Annotated in this window: 12 protein-coding genes and 1 pseudogene; 4 read left to right on the top strand and 9 right to left on the bottom strand. The window is 35.6% G+C overall.

Annotated features, from left to right (window positions below):
- Positions 1-23 precede the first annotated feature (23 nt).
- The 9 genes from B5X51_RS15510 to B5X51_RS15470 form a co-directional block, all read right to left on the bottom strand.
- Positions 24-2,855 carry a sugar-binding domain-containing protein gene (locus tag B5X51_RS15510; protein WP_079722106.1) on the bottom strand — a complete coding sequence of 944 codons (2,832 nt, stop codon included), beginning with the start codon at positions 2,853-2,855 and terminating at the stop codon, positions 24-26.
- Complete coding sequence (locus tag B5X51_RS15505; RefSeq protein WP_079722105.1) at positions 2,852-3,580, bottom strand: SGNH/GDSL hydrolase family protein; 729 nt, start codon at positions 3,578-3,580, stop codon at positions 2,852-2,854. The genes B5X51_RS15510 and B5X51_RS15505 overlap by 4 nt, the downstream gene beginning before the upstream one ends.
- 2 nt (positions 3,581-3,582) lie before the next feature.
- A complete protein-coding gene (locus B5X51_RS15500; RefSeq protein WP_079722104.1) occupies positions 3,583-5,025 on the bottom strand; it encodes a sugar porter family MFS transporter in 1,443 nt (480 codons plus the stop codon).
- 7 nt (positions 5,026-5,032) lie between these two features.
- A complete protein-coding gene (locus B5X51_RS15495) occupies positions 5,033-6,601 on the bottom strand; it encodes a glycoside hydrolase (RefSeq protein WP_079722103.1) in 1,569 nt (522 codons plus the stop codon).
- A 63-nt stretch (positions 6,602-6,664) separates the two neighbouring features.
- Positions 6,665-8,104 (bottom strand): hypothetical protein, encoded by a 1,440-nt coding sequence (locus B5X51_RS15490; protein ID WP_079722102.1) that lies wholly within the window; start codon positions 8,102-8,104, stop codon positions 6,665-6,667.
- Positions 8,105-8,232: 128 nt separating this feature from the next.
- Positions 8,233-9,804: a RagB/SusD family nutrient uptake outer membrane protein gene (locus B5X51_RS15485; protein WP_079722101.1), complete on the bottom strand. Its 1,572-nt coding sequence runs from the start codon at positions 9,802-9,804 to the stop codon at positions 8,233-8,235.
- A gap of 11 nt (positions 9,805-9,815) precedes the next feature.
- A complete protein-coding gene (locus tag B5X51_RS15480; protein ID WP_079722100.1) occupies positions 9,816-12,869 on the bottom strand; it encodes a SusC/RagA family TonB-linked outer membrane protein in 3,054 nt (1,017 codons plus the stop codon).
- A gap of 19 nt (positions 12,870-12,888) precedes the next feature.
- Positions 12,889-14,292 carry a hypothetical protein gene (locus B5X51_RS15475; protein WP_079722099.1) on the bottom strand — a complete coding sequence of 468 codons (1,404 nt, stop codon included), beginning with the start codon at positions 14,290-14,292 and terminating at the stop codon, positions 12,889-12,891.
- Positions 14,293-14,347: 55 nt separating this feature from the next.
- A complete protein-coding gene (locus tag B5X51_RS15470; RefSeq protein ID WP_176132773.1) occupies positions 14,348-15,823 on the bottom strand; it encodes a sulfatase in 1,476 nt (491 codons plus the stop codon).
- A gap of 263 nt (positions 15,824-16,086) precedes the next feature.
- On the opposite strand from B5X51_RS15470, the gene B5X51_RS15465 reads away from it, so the two are divergent.
- From B5X51_RS15465 to B5X51_RS15450, 4 genes and pseudogenes are all read left to right on the top strand, one after another.
- Positions 16,087-16,980 (top strand): helix-turn-helix domain-containing protein, encoded by an 894-nt coding sequence (locus B5X51_RS15465; RefSeq protein WP_079722097.1) that lies wholly within the window; start codon positions 16,087-16,089, stop codon positions 16,978-16,980.
- A gap of 403 nt (positions 16,981-17,383) precedes the next feature.
- Positions 17,384-17,449, top strand: a complete 66-nt coding sequence (locus B5X51_RS16080; protein WP_079722110.1) for a hypothetical protein — start codon at positions 17,384-17,386, stop codon at positions 17,447-17,449.
- A 164-nt stretch (positions 17,450-17,613) separates the two neighbouring features.
- A pseudogene (locus B5X51_RS16075) lies at positions 17,614-18,234 on the top strand (SUMF1/EgtB/PvdO family nonheme iron enzyme).
- Positions 18,235-18,967: 733 nt separating this feature from the next.
- The gene (locus B5X51_RS15450; RefSeq protein ID WP_079722096.1) at positions 18,968-19,324 is read left to right on the top strand and encodes a BfmA/BtgA family mobilization protein; all 357 of its coding nucleotides are present in this window, start codon (positions 18,968-18,970) and stop codon (positions 19,322-19,324) included.
- Positions 19,325-20,160: the final 836 nt, after the last annotated feature.

The following is a 20,160-nucleotide window of genomic DNA, read 5'->3' as shown; positions in this document are numbered from 1 at the left end:
GACCTAGTTTATAATTAAATTTTCTATTTAACGTAAATGCCCATAATATCTTCCATGGCCACTTCATTTTGTGGATTGAATTCTTTAGAGCTTATATATTTTTTCAAACTGTACAGTAATTGTTGAGCTTCTAATCTATTTTCAAGATTGGTGTGGAGATCTACACCTGAAACTAATAGCTTCCCCTTTCCAACCTTTGCTTCAAACAACAATGCCAGTCTTCTATTTTCAAACCAATCATCTATTATTCTCACAATTGGTTTTAAATCGGAGCTAAATTCATCCAACACTATAGCGTTACTATGATTCATAGCATCCCACCATTGCCAGTTGGAATGATAATCCGTTGGAAATTCTTTTAACGCGGGGTGTTCGGGATTACAAAGAATCCCCAATGTATGTGGTTCCTGACCATTAGTCCAGGATGTATTCCAAAAGATACTGGAAAAACCTACAGCAATATCTCCTCCTTTACCAGAAACCACAGCTCCTTTAGAAGGGTTAAGCAGAACTTTACCTCCATTTTCAAGGTAATCAATGGTTTCTGCGTCCAAAGTTTCAACTACCCGAAAATCGGTTTCAGATATTTCGGGTTTTTCAGCTGGATATACCCAAATATCCCAATCATTTATATGGTCTCCTAAACCTACACTTAAGTTTAACTTACTAGCTTCATCAATATCATTTAAAGAAACTGAGATTTCTCCTAGATCAATTCCATTTCCTATTGAAACCGTTTTTAAGGATAGGGCTCCCTCTGCAAAGGTTTTACCATTCTCAAATTCAAGAGTCCAAGTTGGCGTAACATTTTCTAAAATCTCTTTTCCAAAATGGGCAATTTCTACCTTAGCGTATAAAGTGTCGGTGTTTTTAAATGTTCTTTGCTTTAATCTTACTAAGGGTACTGTTTGACCACTGAAAGATTCAAATTCCTTGGCTGTCACATATCCTTTCTCATCCCAGAATGCATCCAGTACTCCAACTAAGGCGGTTCCTTGTCCAGGAAAGTCATGCAAGTCCAACAATTGAAATCCTGCGAAATCTTTTGTTCTCAATGCTGCTTCAATTTCTGCTTTATAGCATAAGGTTTGCAACTTTCCAGAGGCAAGCATTAGGCTATCAGCTAAATTCCCCATATGGTTATCTTCCAGGGTTTCTTTAAAAATTTCGAAATTCTTCGGCTTTAGAACACCGGTATATTTATCCATTTCTTTAAAATTGGGATAAACACACCATTGCCCAATCTCATGGCTCACCACTGGCATTGAAGTAGAATCAATAATCTCTTGGTAATCGAAAAAAGTCTGTGGAGGCTCCCTATTTATAATACTATTTAAATTCTGATTCCATTGCTGAATCCTTGGTTTCGGAGTATTCCAGTAATCAGCGTTTTCAATGTATGGATAGCCAGCCCCACTCGTATATACTTTAGTATTATCCTGACTCTTAAAATGATCTACAAAATCGATTAGATATTTTATATGGTTATCTCCACTTGGCTCATTCCCATGTGCCATCATCACAAAAGATGGATGGTTACCATAAGCATCTAAAATAGCCTGGGCTTCTTTATACAGCCATTGGTCAATAGGTTTCCCGTCGCCAACTACGGTCCAGGCAGAAGCTTCTACCTGCAGATAAATACCTGCTTCGTCTGCAGCATCAAATGCAGCTTCAGGAGGACACCAGGAATGGAATCGCACATGGTTTAACCCATGATCTTTGATGATATCAAAAATTTTTGCCCAATCCTCCTTTTTAGTTGAAGGGTATCCTGTTTTAGGAAAAATTGCAGATTCCAAAGTCCCCCTTAGAAAAACAGGTCTACCATTAATGGCAAAATGTTTTCCGTTAGCTTTAAATTCCCGCATTCCAAAACGAACTTTCTTGCTATCCTCACCTTGTTTAGAATTCAGCTTTAAGTTCATTTCATATACATTAGGATTAAATTCATCCCAAAGTTCTACACTATCTCCCATTGGGTAGGATATGGATACAGTTTGGGATTTACCTACCGAATATTTTTTTTGTATTTCACCAGTACCAACCTCTACTCCTTCGATATTTTTAGCTGAAAGTTTAAGTTCTACAACCTGGGAAGAATTAGAAGTATTGATTATTTCTGCAATGACTTCTACCTCCCTATTGGTAACATCTGGCTTTACTCTTACCAAATCTATGTATACTTTGGGCTTTGCGACAAGATGTAAATCTCCTATCAGACCGTTCCAGTTGCTTTGGGTATTATCAGAAATACTATGTGCATCCTTTCCAACATTTATATCCTTAATCCTATTATCTACTCGAATACTAATTCGATGCTTCCCTGGTGAAAGCAAGTCAGTAAGGTTGTATCTATGCGGAGTAGCCAGTAAATTTTCGGCTCCCACCTTCTGACCATCAATCCAAAGTGTAGTTTCCCAGTGGGCACGTTCCAAATCCAAAAAGACATTTTTTTCATTCCAGTCTTTTGGAATATTAACTATTTTCTGGTACCAGGCAGCACCGTAATATTTTTTCTCGGGGCTAAGCCAAGAGGAAATTTTTATATTGCCAGGTTGCCGGTATTCTGCATATTTATCACCTTTATACCAAAGGCTATCGTTCCACATATTCGCCGTCCAGTGGGTATGAAGGTCAATATCGTGACCTTTACCATTTTCAGCCATTGATCCCGGCAGAGATATAGTATCCTCTAATGATTTTTTGAACCATTCCTCCTCTTCACCAAGATCCAAAGAATCGATTCTAAATTTCCACTTTCCAGCTAAATCTATTCTTGTAGATTTATCCTGACAGGATATTAAAACGAAAAGCAGAGTTAAAAAGGCGATATGTTTAATTGGTAGTTTCATTTCTTAAAATATTCGCTAAAAATCAAATCGGCTACCAGTTGATGTCCCTTTTGGTTTATATGGTTATTCTGTGCCATAAAAGCTTTAAGTTGCTTAACCATGGATAATTCTTTAAACATTTGGTAGCTGTCAATTAACCCTACTTCATAATGTTCCGCTAGATCTCGAATCTGTTCTGCGTGCTTAGCTAAATTTGAATCTGGATTAGAAATATCTTCTCTTAAATCTGGTGTAGGGGTTAGGAGAATTACTTTTAGTTTTTTGGAAAGTGCCATTTCAATCATCTTTTTCCAGGCAGCTTTAGCGGTGTCGAGTCCGATGCCACGGTCATTTAAAGCATAGTCTATAAAGAGCACATCAGGTTTATATCTTAGTATCTCATCTTTGAACCTCCTGGCTCCTTGTTCTGCCTGTTCACCTCCAATTGATGTAGTTATCACATTAACCACCGAATATGGGTAGTAATCATTTATATTTTTTAGTGTTTGAAATGGATATGAATTTATTCGATCGACCACCCCTCCAGTTGTATACCCGGTAGGTACCGAATGCCCATGAAAAACAAGGTTGATGGTCCTGTTATCAGGCCATTTCTTTTCAAGGTCCATTTTTAAAGAATCAAGATATGTTTCACCATTTGCTACTTGCGAATTGCAATCCTGCATTCCAACAATCTGAAATAAACCAAAGAAAATAATTGCGATATGTATTTTATAAATTTTCATTTCTAAACTTTTACCTCTCTTCCAGATTCTCTCTGACTTATTTCTGCTTCCTTCCCAGTCAATTCAATTTCAATTTCTTCCAAACTCTTCCCTTTAGTTTCTGGTAATTTCTTTTGGATAAAGACGAAGCCTAAAACACAAATTCCGCTGTATACCCAGAAGGTTCCTGATGCTCCCAGAGCATTATTAAGGATGGGAAAAGTAAAAGTAAGTATGAAGGAGGCTACCCACAGGGAAAAGGTTGCTATAGACATTGCTGCACCGCGCAGTCGGTTTGGGAAAATTTCTGAAAGCACAACCCACGTTATCGGTGCTAATGACATTGCATAAATTCCTATTGCGATGATTACTAGAAGTAACACTGGCCAGCCGGTGAACTGGAAATAATAAGCACCGCCTAAAATTGCATAAACTACGGCCAAACCAATAGATCCAAATAACATTAGTTTTCTTCGTCCCCAGCTATCCACTGTTCGCATTGCAATAAAAGTGAAAATAAGGTTTACACTTCCTGTGATTACGATATTAAAGAGCATATCACCTACACTATAACCGGCAGCAGTGAAAATTTCTTCCGCATAATTGAAAATAATATTAATCCCACACCACTGCTGAAAAATTGCCAGTACAATTCCAACAATAATAATAGGTTTAACCTTTGGGTTACTGAAATCTGAAAAATTTATCTTCCCTTTATTATTTTGATTTAATGTGAATTGAATATTTTTTAATTCCTTCCTCGCATATTCTAATCCTCCAATTTTCCCCAAAACTTTCTGCGCTCTGTTGTCTTCTTTTATTTTCACCAGGAAACGGGGACTTTTTGGCACAAAAAACATTAGCAAGAAAAAAGCTCCTGCGGGAATAAGTTCTGCCCAAAACATATAGCGCCAACCTACTTGACCATTCCACGATTGCAGAATACCTGTAGCAGAAAGGGTTTCAGGTATAGACTCTGCAATAAAATAATTAGCAATCTGGGCAGCGAGAATTCCAATAACAATTGTCAATTGATTAATGGCTACAAATTGACCCCGATATTTAGCCGGTGCTATTTCAGCGATATACATTGGTGATAATGTAGATGCTAATCCAATCCCCAGTCCTCCAATCAATCTATAAATAATAAAAGGGGTGAAATTATCAACATAGCCAGTCCCAAAGGCCGATAAGGAAAACAAACCAGCTGCAAAGATCAGTGGGAGTTTACGTCCATACCGATCTGCAACAAATCCTGAAAGTACAGCACCAAAAATACAACCAACCAGCGCACTACTCATGGCCCAGCCCTGTAATGATGGCATAGTATTTATCTCAAAATAGAGTTCGTAGAAAGGCTTGGCACCGCCTATTACTACCCAGTCATAACCAAATAGGAAACCTCCCATTGCAGAAACTAAGGCTAGAAAAAGTAAATAGGTGAAATTGAATTTTGTCTTCTCCATTTGAAATTTATTGGTTTTTGATTGTTCCGGTAATGGTTATTATACTTCTAGGTAGAATTTCGATAAATCTTCCTTTAATTTCTTTTAAAGCAAGATTCTTATGAGTTGAAGTTTCATAGACCTTTCCAAAGGTAATTTCTCTATTATCTACCTTCAAAGTTTTTGGATTTTCACTATAATTTATAGCAACTATAACCAGTTCATTCGTTATAGAATCTTTATAAGCGGAAACCATAATATCTTCATACTGTTCATTCAAAGGCAGGTCTAAATTTAGATCAGCTGAAATTCTTTGCATCCCTGGCTTTATAAACCTGGAAAAATTGCCTAATGCCCACAATAGTTTAGAATCGTGAAATTCTCCATCATATTTCAAGGACTTTCTATTGTACATATCTTCAGGATTTCCTGTATCCAGATAGATCAGACCATCCTTAAAATCTGCAATTGTCAAAGCCGTCCACCATTGCCAGGATTTAGCATTTGCTAAGGTTAAATCAGCATGGATAACACGGGCTACATAAAGTGCGGTACCCATTCCCAAATCCCTTTTGCCTCCTCCGCCTATATCGTCATTCTTCTCTAGGATACAGAATTCACTTTGCCAATAGCCAAGATTATTCTTCTTTAATGATTGATTTAAATCCCGTCGAATCCTAATCAAACTATCCACAGGCCAGGTAGTGAAATAACTATGACCGGAAACTGTAGGCTGTATGTTCTTTAAATTTCCAACATATGTTTTCTTATTCTTTTTGCTTCCAAAGAAATCTTGAATTTGATTACCACGCTTAGGTCTGTTAAAATCTGAATATAGATATCTTAGATCGGCAGCTTCAGGGATAACGATTTCCGTTTTCAGATCTTTCTTACTGATTTTACTATCTAATAATTCAACCAGCTCTGAAATATTGTCATTGGTTGCAGGTGTCCCTTCCTGAGTAGCCTTTTCCCAATCCCATTGAGGTTCATTGATTGGACTGAGATAATCGAAAGAAATTCCTTCTCCTCGAAAATGATCAAGAAATTCTATCATGAAATCGGCATAATCATCATAAAATTCAGCTTTCAAATTTAGATTGCCATCAGTTCTACTGTTCCAACCTTTATTATTATCTGCCCAAAAAACCGGCGCGGCGATGGAAAAGGCTAAAAACTTTTCTACACCATGCTCCTTTGCTTTTTGGAGGAACCATTGCTGTCCTTCTTGTTTAGACCAATCGTAATTTCCATTCTTATCTATAAATGATTCCCCGCGTCTCCATTCATTTTTAATACCTGATTTTTGCCCTTGTTCAGAGGTCCCTGCGCTAATGTAAAATCTCCAAATTGAAAGTCCTATCCCCTTAGGATTTCCTTGTCTATCATCTTCTATGCTAAAAAGCAACTCTGCGATTTTTTCTTTTTTAGCATCCGGCCAATTTTTCCCCACAAATTGGGCTCTCCAGGCATCAGAGGCACCAAAACCTTCAATTTCCTGAAATTCATTATTAAGATCTAAGTTCACTTCAATAGTTTGCGCATCGATAGAAGTGCAAAAAAATATAGTAAAAAAGTAAAATATATTCGCTTTCATTCAATTCTGTGTATTCTATTCGTCATTCAATTAGTAAATCGATCGTATCTCTTAAATTTCCCTCTAATTAATACTTCCTTTAAGGACCAGTTTAATAATTTGATAGGAACCCTCTTCGTTAATCATGAACTGAACTTTATTTTCAGAATCTATACTGGCCGATGCTGTCTCTATCTTATATGGTGCCGCTTTGGCTGTTTCTGTATAATCATCTGGGACAAACTTTTCAGCCACCTCAATAGATTCTACATTAAACTCCTCAATAACTAGTTTGATATCTGTCGCATCCCTATCTTTTCCCGGAACATAAACCACTAAAGTTTGATCATCCTGTAACGCTGCTGTGATTTGAAAATTCCCATCACTAGTACTTACAACTTCACCGGTAAAAGAATTTGATAAATCTGAAAATATTTGTCCAACAGGAAAGGTTTTTGAAAAATTCCAATTAAATACTCCTACTCCAGGAATGGAGGAGTTTACAGGCGGCCAAAATGCTGCCGCATCTGTACCGGCCATAGCATAAATTTGAAAAATATCTGGAATTATATTTGCTGCTTCCATATAGAGCCTTTTTTCATTATAATCTCTTGAAGGCATCCATTCAGATAAGTATATATAATTTTTCTCTGGATTAAAATTGTCAGCAGATTCTCCTATCCGCTGCTGAAGATCCTCCATATTATGGGTGTCGGTTTGATAACCAACATAAGTATGCAAGGCCACCCCATCAATTTCTTCGTAAGCTTTAGTGAATTGTTCTTTCATATCGGCGAATTCACTCGGTTTAGTATAATCACCGTTGATCAGTAGTTTAAAATTTCGCTCTGGAAATTCTTCACTGATATACTCTGCTATGTTCATTGCAACTGTAGTATACTTAGTCAATTTATCAGCTCTACTTACACCTCCGGCATATTGCAACCACCATTCATTTCCAATTTCAACAATTCCTATTTCATTCACGCCCGCCATGGTAATAGCGGTTTTGGCTGTTTCTTCAAGTTCAATCAAAGCTTCGTTAAATGAAGCTGAGTTTAATTCATGATTCATCGCTATAGCGGTAGGTAGAACAATACTATAATTTTCAATATTGGATTTTATAGTATTTATGTCAGCACCCGGCTCCTCAGGCTTGTTATCCCAAGTTGGGGTAGTATTGGTTTCCCAATCATAAAATTCTGATTCCCACCCCCCAGGAAATCTTAATAAAGTACCGCCTAAGTTTTTATATTCCTGACTAAAAGCTGTGAATCGAGTACTAGGTATTTGTCTCCAATCATTGTTCAGCCCAAAAATCAAAGGATTTATTTCTTTTCTATTAGAAACATTAATTGAAAAAGTATCTCCGGTGAATTCATTCCCTTCTTCTACCTCTTCTTCAGCTTCTTCTTCAGGAATTCCATATTTAGGATCCATAGGATCTGTAGCATCTGGACTACAAGAGAAAGAGATCATCAATAAAGCTAAAGCACTTATAATTTTTATTCTTAAGTCTTTCACAGTTTTATTTTTTAATTAAACTAGTCTTTCAATTTAAATTTGATCTTATTTAGATATTATTCCCCTGGCCCAGAAATATTTGGGAATTGATAACCTCATAATCAAAATTTTAGTATATTTTATGTTTACTAGTAACCTGGATTCTGTTCAATTCTACCTTGTGATAATTGAATCTCCTCTGGAGGTATTGGCCATAACATATGTATTGATTCATCAAATAAAATTCCTTTATCCATTGCCTCTCCCATATTGGTGGTTTCAAATGGATCGTCATTTTCGTTTAAATTATAATCCACAAAACTGCCATTTGGTCCCATAATTAATGAAATACGAGGTGTTCCATTTATTTTTTGACGTCTTAAATCATATAATCTATGTAATTCAAGTGCCAATTCCAGGCGTCTTTCTTTCCAGATAGCATCTCTTAGGGCCGGACCATTTATACTCATATTTATTTCTAAACCAACCCTATCCCTAACTATTTCTAAAGATTCTATGGCCTCCTGCTCATTACCGTTAAAATAAGCGGCTTCAGCATGCATTAGCAGAACATCTGCATATCTAATATGAATATGACTTAATGGATGTTGGCCTATCTGATATGGCTCTGGTCTATCGGCAGTAGGTAAATAATATTTTCGGTTAATTCTACCTGATTTATTTCTAGCCGGAGCAGCATCAAATTCAGTTACTTCTGGATCGCCATATACAGGCTCGCCGTGTTTTATTATCGTTGATCTTAAACGAATAGAATCTCCTTCTGATAAAAATGCATTTTCTAAATTACTGGTTGGAGTACCCCAACTCCAACCTAAATCTGCACGACTTCCCTGAGTGGTTGAATAAACGCCTCCAATATTTGGAAACTGTTCATTATTAATATAACCTACCTCAAAAATAGACTCAACTCCGTATCTATGGTTAGGCTTCCATACATCTGCAAAATTATCTTCAAGCTGATATTCATTTGATTGAATAACATTTTCGAACATTTGCTCTGCCTCCATCCATTTTTCCTGATATAAATAGGCCTTTCCTAAGAGAGACTGAGCTGCTCCCCTTGTAGCTCTACCAAAATCTTTTTGAGCATACATGCTTTTTAAAGGAAGTACAGCTATTGCATCGTTTAAATCCTGTTCGATCTGAGTATATACTTCTTCAACACTATTTCGCGTATATTCATAAACCTCTGGCTCGAACAACTCATCCCAAGTAGTAACGATAGGTACTCCACCATAATTTTTCACTAATTCAAAATAGAACCAGGCTCTCAAAAATTTAGTTTCCGCCAGTAAACGCGCCTTATGATCTTCATCCATTTCTACTTCCGAAATTTGATCCAAAGCTAAATTGGCACGAGTGATCCCTATGTAATTGTGCTCCCAAAAAGAATTGATATAGGCTGAGCCCGGAAAAACATTAAAATGCGCAATGCCAGTTATATCAGCTCTGGGCTGTTCGGTATTACCAGACCATTGATCGTCAGAGGCCATGCCATTAATTGTTCTAAAAAAATTAATTTGTGCCCAACCTTCACCATTTACCTTCTGATAAATACCGTTAACAAATCTTTCACTTGCCTCTGCTGATGCAAAGAAATCATCTAATTCCTGTTGTCCCCGCAATGGCTGATCTAAAAAATCATCAGTACAACCATTCAAGACAACACCTAATACGATTAATAATACTATTCTTTTCATTTTTAAAAATTTTATAATGAGAAATTAAGTCCAACCAAAAAAGTTCTAGTAAGTGGATAGTTGGCGTAATCTACCCCATACCCATTGATTACATCTCCTCCTGCACTAACTTCCGGATCAAATCCTGAATAATCTGTAATTGTAAATAAATTTTGAGCAGATAATGAAATTCTCATTTTATTAATGCCTTCTAAAGGAATATTATACCCTAATTGTAAATTTTTAAGTCTTACAAAACTACCGTCCTCCACAAGAAGATCAGATGGCCTTTGATAATTCTGGTTCCTGTCAAGACTACTAAGTCTAGGAAAATCAGCCCCGGGGTTATCAGACCTCCACACCCTATCTAAAGCGCCGGCCCTAACATTTACTTCGTTTATAGCCGAATAGGCAAATAAATTGGTATAATTGATAATATCGTTGCCAAACACACCATACCACTGCATTGTCAAATCCCAGTTACCATACGAGAAGTCCATATTTAAACCAGCGGTAAAATCTGGAAAAGGATTCCCAATAATTGTTAAATCTTGATCATTGAGAGCTCCATCGTTATTTTTATCAACAAACCTTAGATCACCAGGAACCGCATTCGGTTGTAAAAGAGCTCCATTCTCGCTAGAATGACTGTTTATTTCTGTTTGATTTTGGAATAAACCACTGGTTTCATAACCGTAGAATAGCCCAGCTATCTCTCCTGGTCTCGATATTTTCAAGTATCTATTTCCTAAGTCTGATCTTTGTTGACCAAATAATTCTTCAATCCCTGGAGCAATCTCTTGCAAGCGACTTTCGTTAGCAGATATATTAGTATTTATTGAATAAGTGAATTTATTTTTGGTATCTGAAAATCCAACAGATAAATCCCATCCTTTAGACTCCATACTCCCCACATTTTGTGCTATGGTACCAGGAATACCAGTATAGTTTGGTGGCTCAACCTGGAACAGAAGATCCTTTGATGTTCGCTGATATCTTTCAATCGAAAATGTCAAACGGTTATCAAAAAGGGTTCCTTCTATTCCAACATTAATATCTTCAACCGTTTCCCATTTAAGATCTACATTACCGAATCTATTTAAGGTATTTGTTACAACTCTTTCCCCTCCAAAAGCATAGTTTGAATCTCCTATTCCAAAAAATCTGGATGCAGGATTTATATTTTGATTTCCTAGTTGGCCGTACCCGGCTTTAATTTGAAAGGCGTTGATAAAATCAAAATCAAAGAAAGATTCGTCAGCCAAAGACCAACCTACAGAAACACTAGGGAAAGTACCCCATTTATTCTCTTCTGGGAAAACTGAAGATGCATCTCTTCTAACGGCTGCGGTTAAGAAATATTTATCCTTGTAATTATACATGAGCCTACCGAGATAAGAAAACATCGTTCTTACACTTTCGTTTCCTCCTACACTCATATTCTCACCGGTGGCGGCATCGATATATCTTAATTCTTCTGATTGGCCCGGAACATCTTCCCGATAAGCTGAAACATAATTAAAACGCTGTTCATCTAAGATTAAACCAGCTGTAAAGGTTATATCATGTTCTCCAAACTTATTTTTATAGGTAGCTGTATTATTCCAAACCCAGTCTCTGTTATTATTGACCCTTCTAAATACATTATTTATAAGATTTTGTTCATTAGGATGAATAAAGAATTCAGGATTAAAATCATCACGACGGCTACTATCAAAGTTAAAACCAAATTGACTTTGAAGGTCCAACCATTCAAAAGGAGTATAATTTAGTTGCGTATTGGTAAACAATCCAAAATAATTAATTCCACCAAAAACCCTTGATACACTCGCAACCGGATTTGGAACCCCTATCCCTGAACGATCGAAAATACTAAATTCATTTCTACCTGCTCTTTCCTCAATTGGTATGTATACATCAGTAGTTGGTTCAATTCTTAAAGTATTGTAGAATACATTCGGAGTATCTTCCCAACGTTCATATCTTGGACTTATATCTTGCTTTAGTTTAATCTTATCACTAATTTGGAAGTCCAGGTTGAAGCGACCAGTTAATTTTTTTCTATAGCCTTTCTCAAAATGAGATTGTTCTTCAAAATATCCAACACTTGCAAGGTATTTTATATCTTCTCCACCACCGGAAATACCTAAATTATAATTTTGAACCAGAGCAAAATCACTTAATACTTCATCCTGCCAGTTTGTTCCTTCACCAAATTCACTAATTTCTTCTTCCGTAAACTTTATTTCCTGTCCTTCATTTATATTTCTTTCATTAATCACTCTTGCATACTCCTGTGAATCCGCTAGATCTATTTTATTTATATTACTCACACCCGATGATACATCTAAAGTAAACACGGCTTTACCAAATTTCCCACGTTTAGTTGTAATTAAAATCACACCGTTTGAAGCTCGAGAACCGTAGATTGCAGCTGCAGAAGCATCCTTTAAAATTTGAAAATCTTTTATATCTCTAGGATTAAGAAAGTTCAGATTTGTACCTGAAGGAAGCATCACGCCATCAACAACTATAAGAGGTGATTTATCGTTATTAAAACTAGTTATGCCACGTATTAAGATCTCTGGAGCGGCACCCGGTGCCCCCCCTTGAGAAATTACCTGAACACCAGAAGCGCGACCCTGTAAGCCTTCTGCAGCATTCCCCGTAGTTATCTTTTCAAGATCATCTCCAGCTACAGTGGAAATACTACTTGTCACCTCTTTCTTCCTGGCTTCACCATATCCTATCACAACCACCTCATCAAGAGCACCTTGATCGTTAGTTAATTCAACATTTATGGTAGTTTGAGCATTTACTTCCACATCCTTAGAAACATAACCTATATAGCTAAAGGTTAAAGTAGAATTAGCTGGTACAGTTATTTCATAATTTCCATCAAAATCTGTGATTACACCGTTACTTGTCCCTTTCTGGATTATGTTCACTGTAGGAATTGGCATACCATCAACATCTGTTACCGTCCCGCTTACAATAATTTCCTGAGCAAAGATGTTTATGGAACATAACATCATGAAGCACATGAAAATACTCCTTAAATTTATTTTCTGAGTTTTTCTATTCATTTTGTAAATATTAATACTGTTAGTTTATTGGTGTTATCATTACCGTATTTAGATGCGTATCAAAAATAAATTGATAGGTACCATCAAGTGATTCTTCAGGAAATGTGAGGGTAGAACCTCCCTGAGGTACAGCCCTATTCTCATCAAATCGCCAGAATGGAGCCCAACCTTCTTTATTTGAGTTCATTATCATTCCATTCGCACCTTCACTATCAGGTTCATCAAATATTTCTACAGTAGCATAAAATCTATATGGATTATCCTCATCCTGCATTAGAGCTTTACCTGAGCTAAAATGAAAACACCGGAAGGAATCATCGGCATCCACATTACAGGTACTTTCCCCATTCACACGCATACCTGTAGCAATGATCTGTACAAAATCATAAGTATCATCAGTTGGTGTATAAGACGTAAGATTATATGTGAAGTCCCTTAAATCTATTTTGACTTCATAGTAGCCTTTTTCTGGCAATATAAGAGGATTGATCTCGGGACTAGTTCCATTTATAAGACTACCTTCCTCATTAGCATCTATCCCAAAAGTATATGGCTCAAAGGATGTTTTCTGAGGGATAAATCTTAATTCCGTATTCGGTTCTGCAGCATAATATCTTCCGGTAAATACAAATCCCTGCTCTTCTTCCACTGAACTTCCATCCATTATGGCAGGCACACCAAAAGCATCAGAAGTTAATTGTGTTTCAGAAGTAACTACTGTCATATACATTTTATCAAACTTCAATTCATCAAATACGTTTACTGTAAAATTGGTTGAGTTAGTATTCCCTGCCGCATCCGTTACTATCGCTGTAAAAGTGTAGGCACCTGTTGTTTCTATATTTAAACTATTTTCATACGTAAAGCTATTGCCTGAAATTTCAACAATATCAATAAAATCATCACTTTCAATACTAAATTCAGATAAAGATTCATTATCTGAAACGGTGATATTAAATTGAATTTCATCACCGTTACCAATTATTACGGTTCCACCATCCACAGGGTCTGCAATTGTTATCTTAGGTGCTTCAACATCTAAATCCAGAGTCACGGTAAAATCAGTAGAGGTACTTACTCCTCCAATATTTGTGGAAGTTACACTTATAATATGCTCACTATTTTCAGTCGCACTTTCTGGAACTTTAAAAGTGTAATCTAAATTGTATGAATTAGGTAAGGAATCCTTAATTATAGTTTTATCTAAATCCCAAGGTTCATATTTTATATTCACCGTTTTAATTCCTGCTGGATCATTAATTGTTGCTTTCAATGATAAATCCATTCCAGGCAAGGAAGATATAGTTGTTTCAGCCATTGTAAATTCGGGTTGAGAATCTACTCTCAAATTATTATCATCATCTGTGTCGCAACTAACAGCCAGTATGAGAAAAATAACTCCTAGTAAAATTTTATTTTTCATGATTTCGTATTAAAAGTTAATATTTACGCCAAATCAGTACCTTACAGCACTATTTCTATTTCTCTTTAGGGAATTGAGCTTTTATATCTTTTAAATATTGCATAAGATCACCTTCGAGCTTTGAAACAAGTTCTGGTTTCAGGGATGCCAAATTAGTAGATTCGGAAGGGTCGCTTTTTAAATTATATAGTTCGTTTTCTCCACTCTCATAAAAGTGGATAAGCTTCCAAGGTCCGTTTCTAATTGCCGAAGCAGGCTTACCTCCTTGAGGACTATAATGAGGATAATGCCAATACAGATTTCGATCAGGCATTTCTTCTGATGAAAGAATTGGTTTAAGGGAAATACCGGAAAAACTTTGATCAGGTTTTTTTTCAACACGACTTACATCAAGAAGTGTCGGGAAAAAATCATTGCTTATCACAGGATATTCAACCACTCTATTTGAATCCCCATCTGTTAAAGGTGGATACTTGATTATTAATGGCTCCCTAATTCCTCCTTCATAAACCCATCCCTTACCTCCACGCAAAGGTTTATTGGAAGTAACACCGTAACCAGGAGCTGAAAGCCCACCATTATCTGAAAAGAAAACAACCATGGTGTTTTCCTCCAATCCAAGCTCTTCAAGTTTTCTCATTAATGAACCGATAACCGAATCCATAGCCCATATCATTGCAGCGTAAGTAGCATCACTTTGGTTAGTTCTGTTTTTCACACCCTTATCTATTTCATAGATTCCATCTTGGTTTAATCCAAGTTTCTCTCTTCTATTTCTGAAGACATCAATAAGATTCTCTGGAGCTTCAATAGGTGTATGTACATTATACATAGAGAAATACATAAAAAACGGCTTATCAGACCGCTCCTTCCTATGCTCTTCCAGTAAAGAGTTTGCTTCTCTTCCTAATCTAAAAGGTAAATATTCACCTTCAGGTCCATCTTCTATTCTAGGATTATTATACGGCGAAAAGAAACTACCTGGATTACCTTTACTCCAACCAGCAATATTTTTATCAAATCCTTGATTTTCGGGCCAGTATTCCTCTGTATGACCCAAATGCCATTTTCCAATGAAGTAAGTAGAATAGCCATTGGCTTTCAAAGATTCAGCCATAGTAATTCTCTCCAAAGCCAGATGATCTGCAATTTGCGGTTGTAACATCTTATCATCACTACGATCTTCATATTCTTGGGCTCCAATCCAATTCGATATGTTTACCTTATGATGAGCAGGATCCATCCCAGTAAGTATACTTGCTCTTGTTGGACTACAAACCGGATTAGCTGCATAGGCATTGGTAAATCTCACTCCATCTTCAGCTAACTCATCAATTTCTGGAGTGAGATAATATCTACTACCTTGAATGCCTAAATCCTTCCAACCCAGATCATCCACAAGTATGAAAACTATATTGGGAGATTTAGATTCTCTTTCCTGAGCAAACAAACCCGAAGAAAAAAGAAATACCAATAGTGTTAGGCCTATGCCCGGCAAATAATCAGAGAAACCAGTGTTATGTTTAAGCAAAATCATAATTAATTTTTTGTTAAAAAAGTATTAATCAAATATAGTTGTAAAAAGAGTCGATGTAAATGGATAGAATAATTGTAATGATGGATTTTATTCCTATTTTTAAAAAAAATGCAAAATTTTACTATGAAATTTAATTTAAACATCATTATTAAGGTATTAAAATTGCCAATAGCTTGATATTTTACTTTTAATATCATTTATTCATAATTCACGAAAACCTTATATTAGATGCAATCTCACTAAAAAAAGCGCTACATATGGACAATTCTACGACGTCAGATAAAAAAAAAGAAGGATTTTTAGGGCAAAAAATGATAGTTTTACCCCCCGATTCCCTAAAAAAAATAGTTAATAATGTATTAATACAAAATTTCTATTTAACGGCAATTGGATTCTACCCACACGCCGAATTTCATGATAGAAACCGTCAAATCGGGGCAAATGAATATATTCTGTTGTATTGTACTGAAGGTGAAGGTGAAGTTTTTATAAATCAGCAATCTTTTCTCCTTAAACCTAATCACTTTATCATTATACCTCCAGAAGTTCCTCATCACTATAAAAGTTCATTATCAAATCCGTGGACTATCTTTTGGGTACATTTTACTGGAAAGAGAGCTGAAATAATTTATGATAGATATGCCAATGAAAACAAACCAGAAGTTAAATTCATCGCTTATAGTGAACAACGAGTCAAAAATTTTCTTGATATTATTAATCTATTGAACCGTACTTTTGAAGATCGAGCTCTTGAATTCGCCAATATTAATCTTATGCATTTTGTCAGTTCATTCATATATCAACAGGAATTCAATTCAAAATCTACTGAAAAAAATATGGTGAATCAATCGGTGGAGTACATGAAAGAAAACTTACATAAATCTTTAAAAATTGATGACTTAGCCGAAAATCAAAATTTATCTATATCAAGATACTCAGAAGTTTTTAAAGCGAATACAGGCTACCCACCTATTCATTATTTTATTCAATTAAAAATTCAGAAATCCTGTCAATATTTATATTTCACAGATAAAAGTATTAAAGAAATTTGCGCATTGATTGGCTTTAAAGATCAATATTATTTTTCAAGGATGTTTAAAAAAATGATGGATGTTCCTCCCTCAAAATATAAAAGCACCTATAAGAAGTAAATAAATAGCAATATTATATTTATATAATATTAGCAAAAGACTGTATTTTTTTTCCTATAAACTAAAAGGTATTATTTTTAAATAGATTCCCTGTTATATACTTTCACTAACTAAAGTTTAAATATTTACAATATAATGAGAAAATTGGCTTAGATTTTTATTCTTTATCATAGCTTTATATTCTTGCGAGGAAAAAAATAATACTAAAAATCTTGATCAAAATAAAAATCTTATTAGTCCATTAGTTAATAGTGTATTGATTCAACAGCCTTCAAATATCAAAACACCAGAAGGAATGGTTTGGATACCAGGCGGAACTTTTATTCAGGGTGCACTCGACTCAGACCAAATGGCTATGAGTCATTAAGAACCGGCACATGAGGTTATAGTAGATGGTTTCTTTATGGATAAAACAGAAGTTACCAATGCCGAATTTAAAAAATTTGTAGATGAAACGGGCTATGTGTGACCGTCGCAGAGCGTGATAATAATTGGGAGGAAATCAAAAAACAATTACCCCCAGGAACGCCTAAACCTCATGATTCCATATTACAACCACATTCACTTATATTTAAAAAAACAAACAACAGTGTTCCCAATCTTTATGATCATTCACAATGATGGAACTGGACCATTGGTGCCAATTGGAAACATCCGCAAGGACCGGAAAGTAATATTAATGAAAAGGATAACTTTCCTGTGGTACATATTGCCTATGAGGATGCCCAAGCTTATTGCGAATGGGCGGGAAGACGATTACCCAAAGAAGCAGAGTGGGAATATGCTGCTAGAGGCGGACAGCAGAAAGCTATTTTCAGCTGGAGCAACGATTCTAAAAAATTATCTGAAATGGCCAATTCCTGGGAAGGAGAATTCCCAACTGCAAATACTAAAAGAGATGGTTTTGAAATTAAAGCACCGGTTAAACCCTTTCCACCCAATCCATATGGGTAATTTGATATGGCGGGTAATGTATGGGAGTATTCAAGCGACTAGTATAATATTAATTACTATGCGGAGCTAAATAAAAAAGGATTTATTAAAAATCTGGAGGGAGCATCAAAATGGAAGAACCCCAATGTTATGGCACCTGAAAAGGTTCAAATTAAAGGTGGTTCGTACTTATGTAGCGCTTCTTATTGCGCCAGCTATAGAATTTCGGCACGAATGGCTAATTCCTTAGACTCCTCACAAGAACATTTGGGCTTCAGGGCGGTGGCTACGCCAGAAATGTTAATTAATAAAAATAATTAATAGTGTGTTTTTTATTTTGAAAAAAATCTAAAATTTGCACCTCTTTTTTTTAATTATGAGATAATATCGTTTTTAAATACCTAGGTTCTCCGCTTCTAGAATATGTAATATTTCTATTTAATCCTTTTAAAAAAAGTCCCAATTATTCCTGTTCGCATAATAAGGTCCAAATTTTATAAATTATAATCCGAAACCGCACTCAGCACATTTCCCTTCCGTACCTCCAGAAAAAAGAGCTTCGTTAACCAACAACCGGACACAAGTGAAAAACCGCCACCTTCCATTCCGCTTCTTCCACAGAAAATGCGGAAACGCTTCATTCTCGGTTCTGGTTTACAGTCCTTGAAATGGATTACATAAAAAATTAATTCTGCTTCAGGTTCTTTTCACCACCTTCATTTTTATAATTCTCATTTATTCCCTCATATCTCTATAATAAATTCAGAAAGATTTTTTTTTAAATCTTAAAAGTCATGATTTAGTTTTTAAACATTTAAAGTGCTAGTAAATTTAATTTAATAGTCGAAGTTTTTGTCCCTGCGGGACGAAAAGGGGTAGAGCAAGAGGGCAACACGCAAAGCGATGTTGGAACTACCTTTTCGATTTTAATTAATTGTTTATCAGTGTTTTAAAAATTATGAGAATATTATAAATATATGGATTTGCGGCAAATGGCCTCAAACCCCCAGTAAAATGGCAGGAATTTGCGGCAAAAATCAAAAAATAGGAAAAAATGAAAGGCTATATCAACATTCGATTCAAGAAAAAAACTGCTGAACGTTTCCAGCAGTTTTCTAAAAAGCATTACAAAACACATTCGGAAGCTATGGCCGGAATGTTGGATTTCTTCTTTTACAATGAGATTTCTCCCAAAGAAAATTTTGGACCCACCGGCAGACGAATTGAAAATATTATTAAGAAAAGAATAAACGCAGTGATCGCAATTACGAAAGATATGGAGAAGAATAAAGTAAATCCCACTTTGGCTATTTTGATGTCCCTCATGGAAGCTGCAGATCCTAAAAGTAAATATGCGAATCGGAAAAGGGATTATGAAGAAGACGATACCCATCCCGATTTTTATAAATAATTTACCGATCCAGATTTTAGTTTTTTTTCTTTTAAAACCACTTGCTTACCGCCTTCCCTTTTGATGCTAAAGGAACAAGCTTTGAAATTAACCGTAGCGCATAAACCGCCAGGCTATTTATAGCTCCTCTATAATTTCAAAGCTTGGTAATAAAGAAGCATCAAAAGGTAATGCGAAGGCGCTGAAAGAAGTAAATGAAAATTAAGTACTAAAATTTTTCATCCCTCTCTACTTTTTACTCTTTTTCGACATCAAAAAGGAAAATGCTCCAGATGAAAAAAGTAAATGGTTTTAAAGCCATCATTTTATTTAGTGCGTTTTGGGATATTTTGTGATCCTGAAAGCTGCTTTTTAAGTTTTATATTATCAAAATATCCCAAATGGTATCAAATTTAATTTTGCCAAAAAATTCACCCTTAACTATTTTAAAATCAAAATATTATTTAATTTTAAAGAGCTGAAATACAGCAATTTTCAAAGTACTTACTTGTCCATATTTTTGATTTGACTTCGCTGGCAAGAGTACATATCTAAAAAATAATTTTTCGAATTTATTGCCTTTTAAACCGGTATTGGTTTAAGGCAGATTGTTCAAAATATTTGTCCTGGGACAAATGTTTTTAAAAATGATTGCTTCCGGAAAAGAACAATTTTCGGAGGAGATTGCTATCGATTCAAAAAAAATGTAATGACAAAATGATGAAACCATGAAAGAAAACATCCACCCATTTTTAGTAAGTATGCATTCCCTGGAAGCTAAGATAGAGCAGCTCACCAGGGAATTCAAAATCCGGCAGGTCAAAGATCCCGGACTTATTCTACTGGATAATGCCGAT

The sequence above is a fragment of the Salegentibacter holothuriorum genome (genome assembly GCF_900168045.1).
Classification (GTDB): Bacteria; Bacteroidota; Bacteroidia; order Flavobacteriales; family Flavobacteriaceae; genus Salegentibacter; species Salegentibacter holothuriorum.
This window is presented reverse-complemented; position numbering and strand designations above follow the sequence as displayed.

Coding starts and splice junctions, on each gene's coding strand:
- B5X51_RS15510 (WP_079722106.1), bottom strand. CDS start 2,855: ATGAAACTACCAATTAAACATATCGCCTTTTTAACTCTGCTTTTCGTT.
- B5X51_RS15505 (WP_079722105.1), bottom strand. CDS start 3,580: ATGAAAATTTATAAAATACATATCGCAATTATTTTCTTTGGTTTATTT.
- B5X51_RS15500 (WP_079722104.1), bottom strand. CDS start 5,025: ATGGAGAAGACAAAATTCAATTTCACCTATTTACTTTTTCTAGCCTTA.
- B5X51_RS15495 (WP_079722103.1), bottom strand. CDS start 6,601: ATGAAAGCGAATATATTTTACTTTTTTACTATATTTTTTTGCACTTCT.
- B5X51_RS15485 (WP_079722101.1), bottom strand. CDS start 9,804: ATGAAAAGAATAGTATTATTAATCGTATTAGGTGTTGTCTTGAATGGT.
- B5X51_RS15480 (WP_079722100.1), bottom strand. CDS start 12,869: ATGAATAGAAAAACTCAGAAAATAAATTTAAGGAGTATTTTCATGTGC.
- B5X51_RS15475 (WP_079722099.1), bottom strand. CDS start 14,292: ATGAAAAATAAAATTTTACTAGGAGTTATTTTTCTCATACTGGCTGTT.
- B5X51_RS15465 (WP_079722097.1), top strand. CDS start 16,087: ATGGACAATTCTACGACGTCAGATAAAAAAAAAGAAGGATTTTTAGGG.
- B5X51_RS15450 (WP_079722096.1), top strand. CDS start 18,968: ATGAAAGGCTATATCAACATTCGATTCAAGAAAAAAACTGCTGAACGT.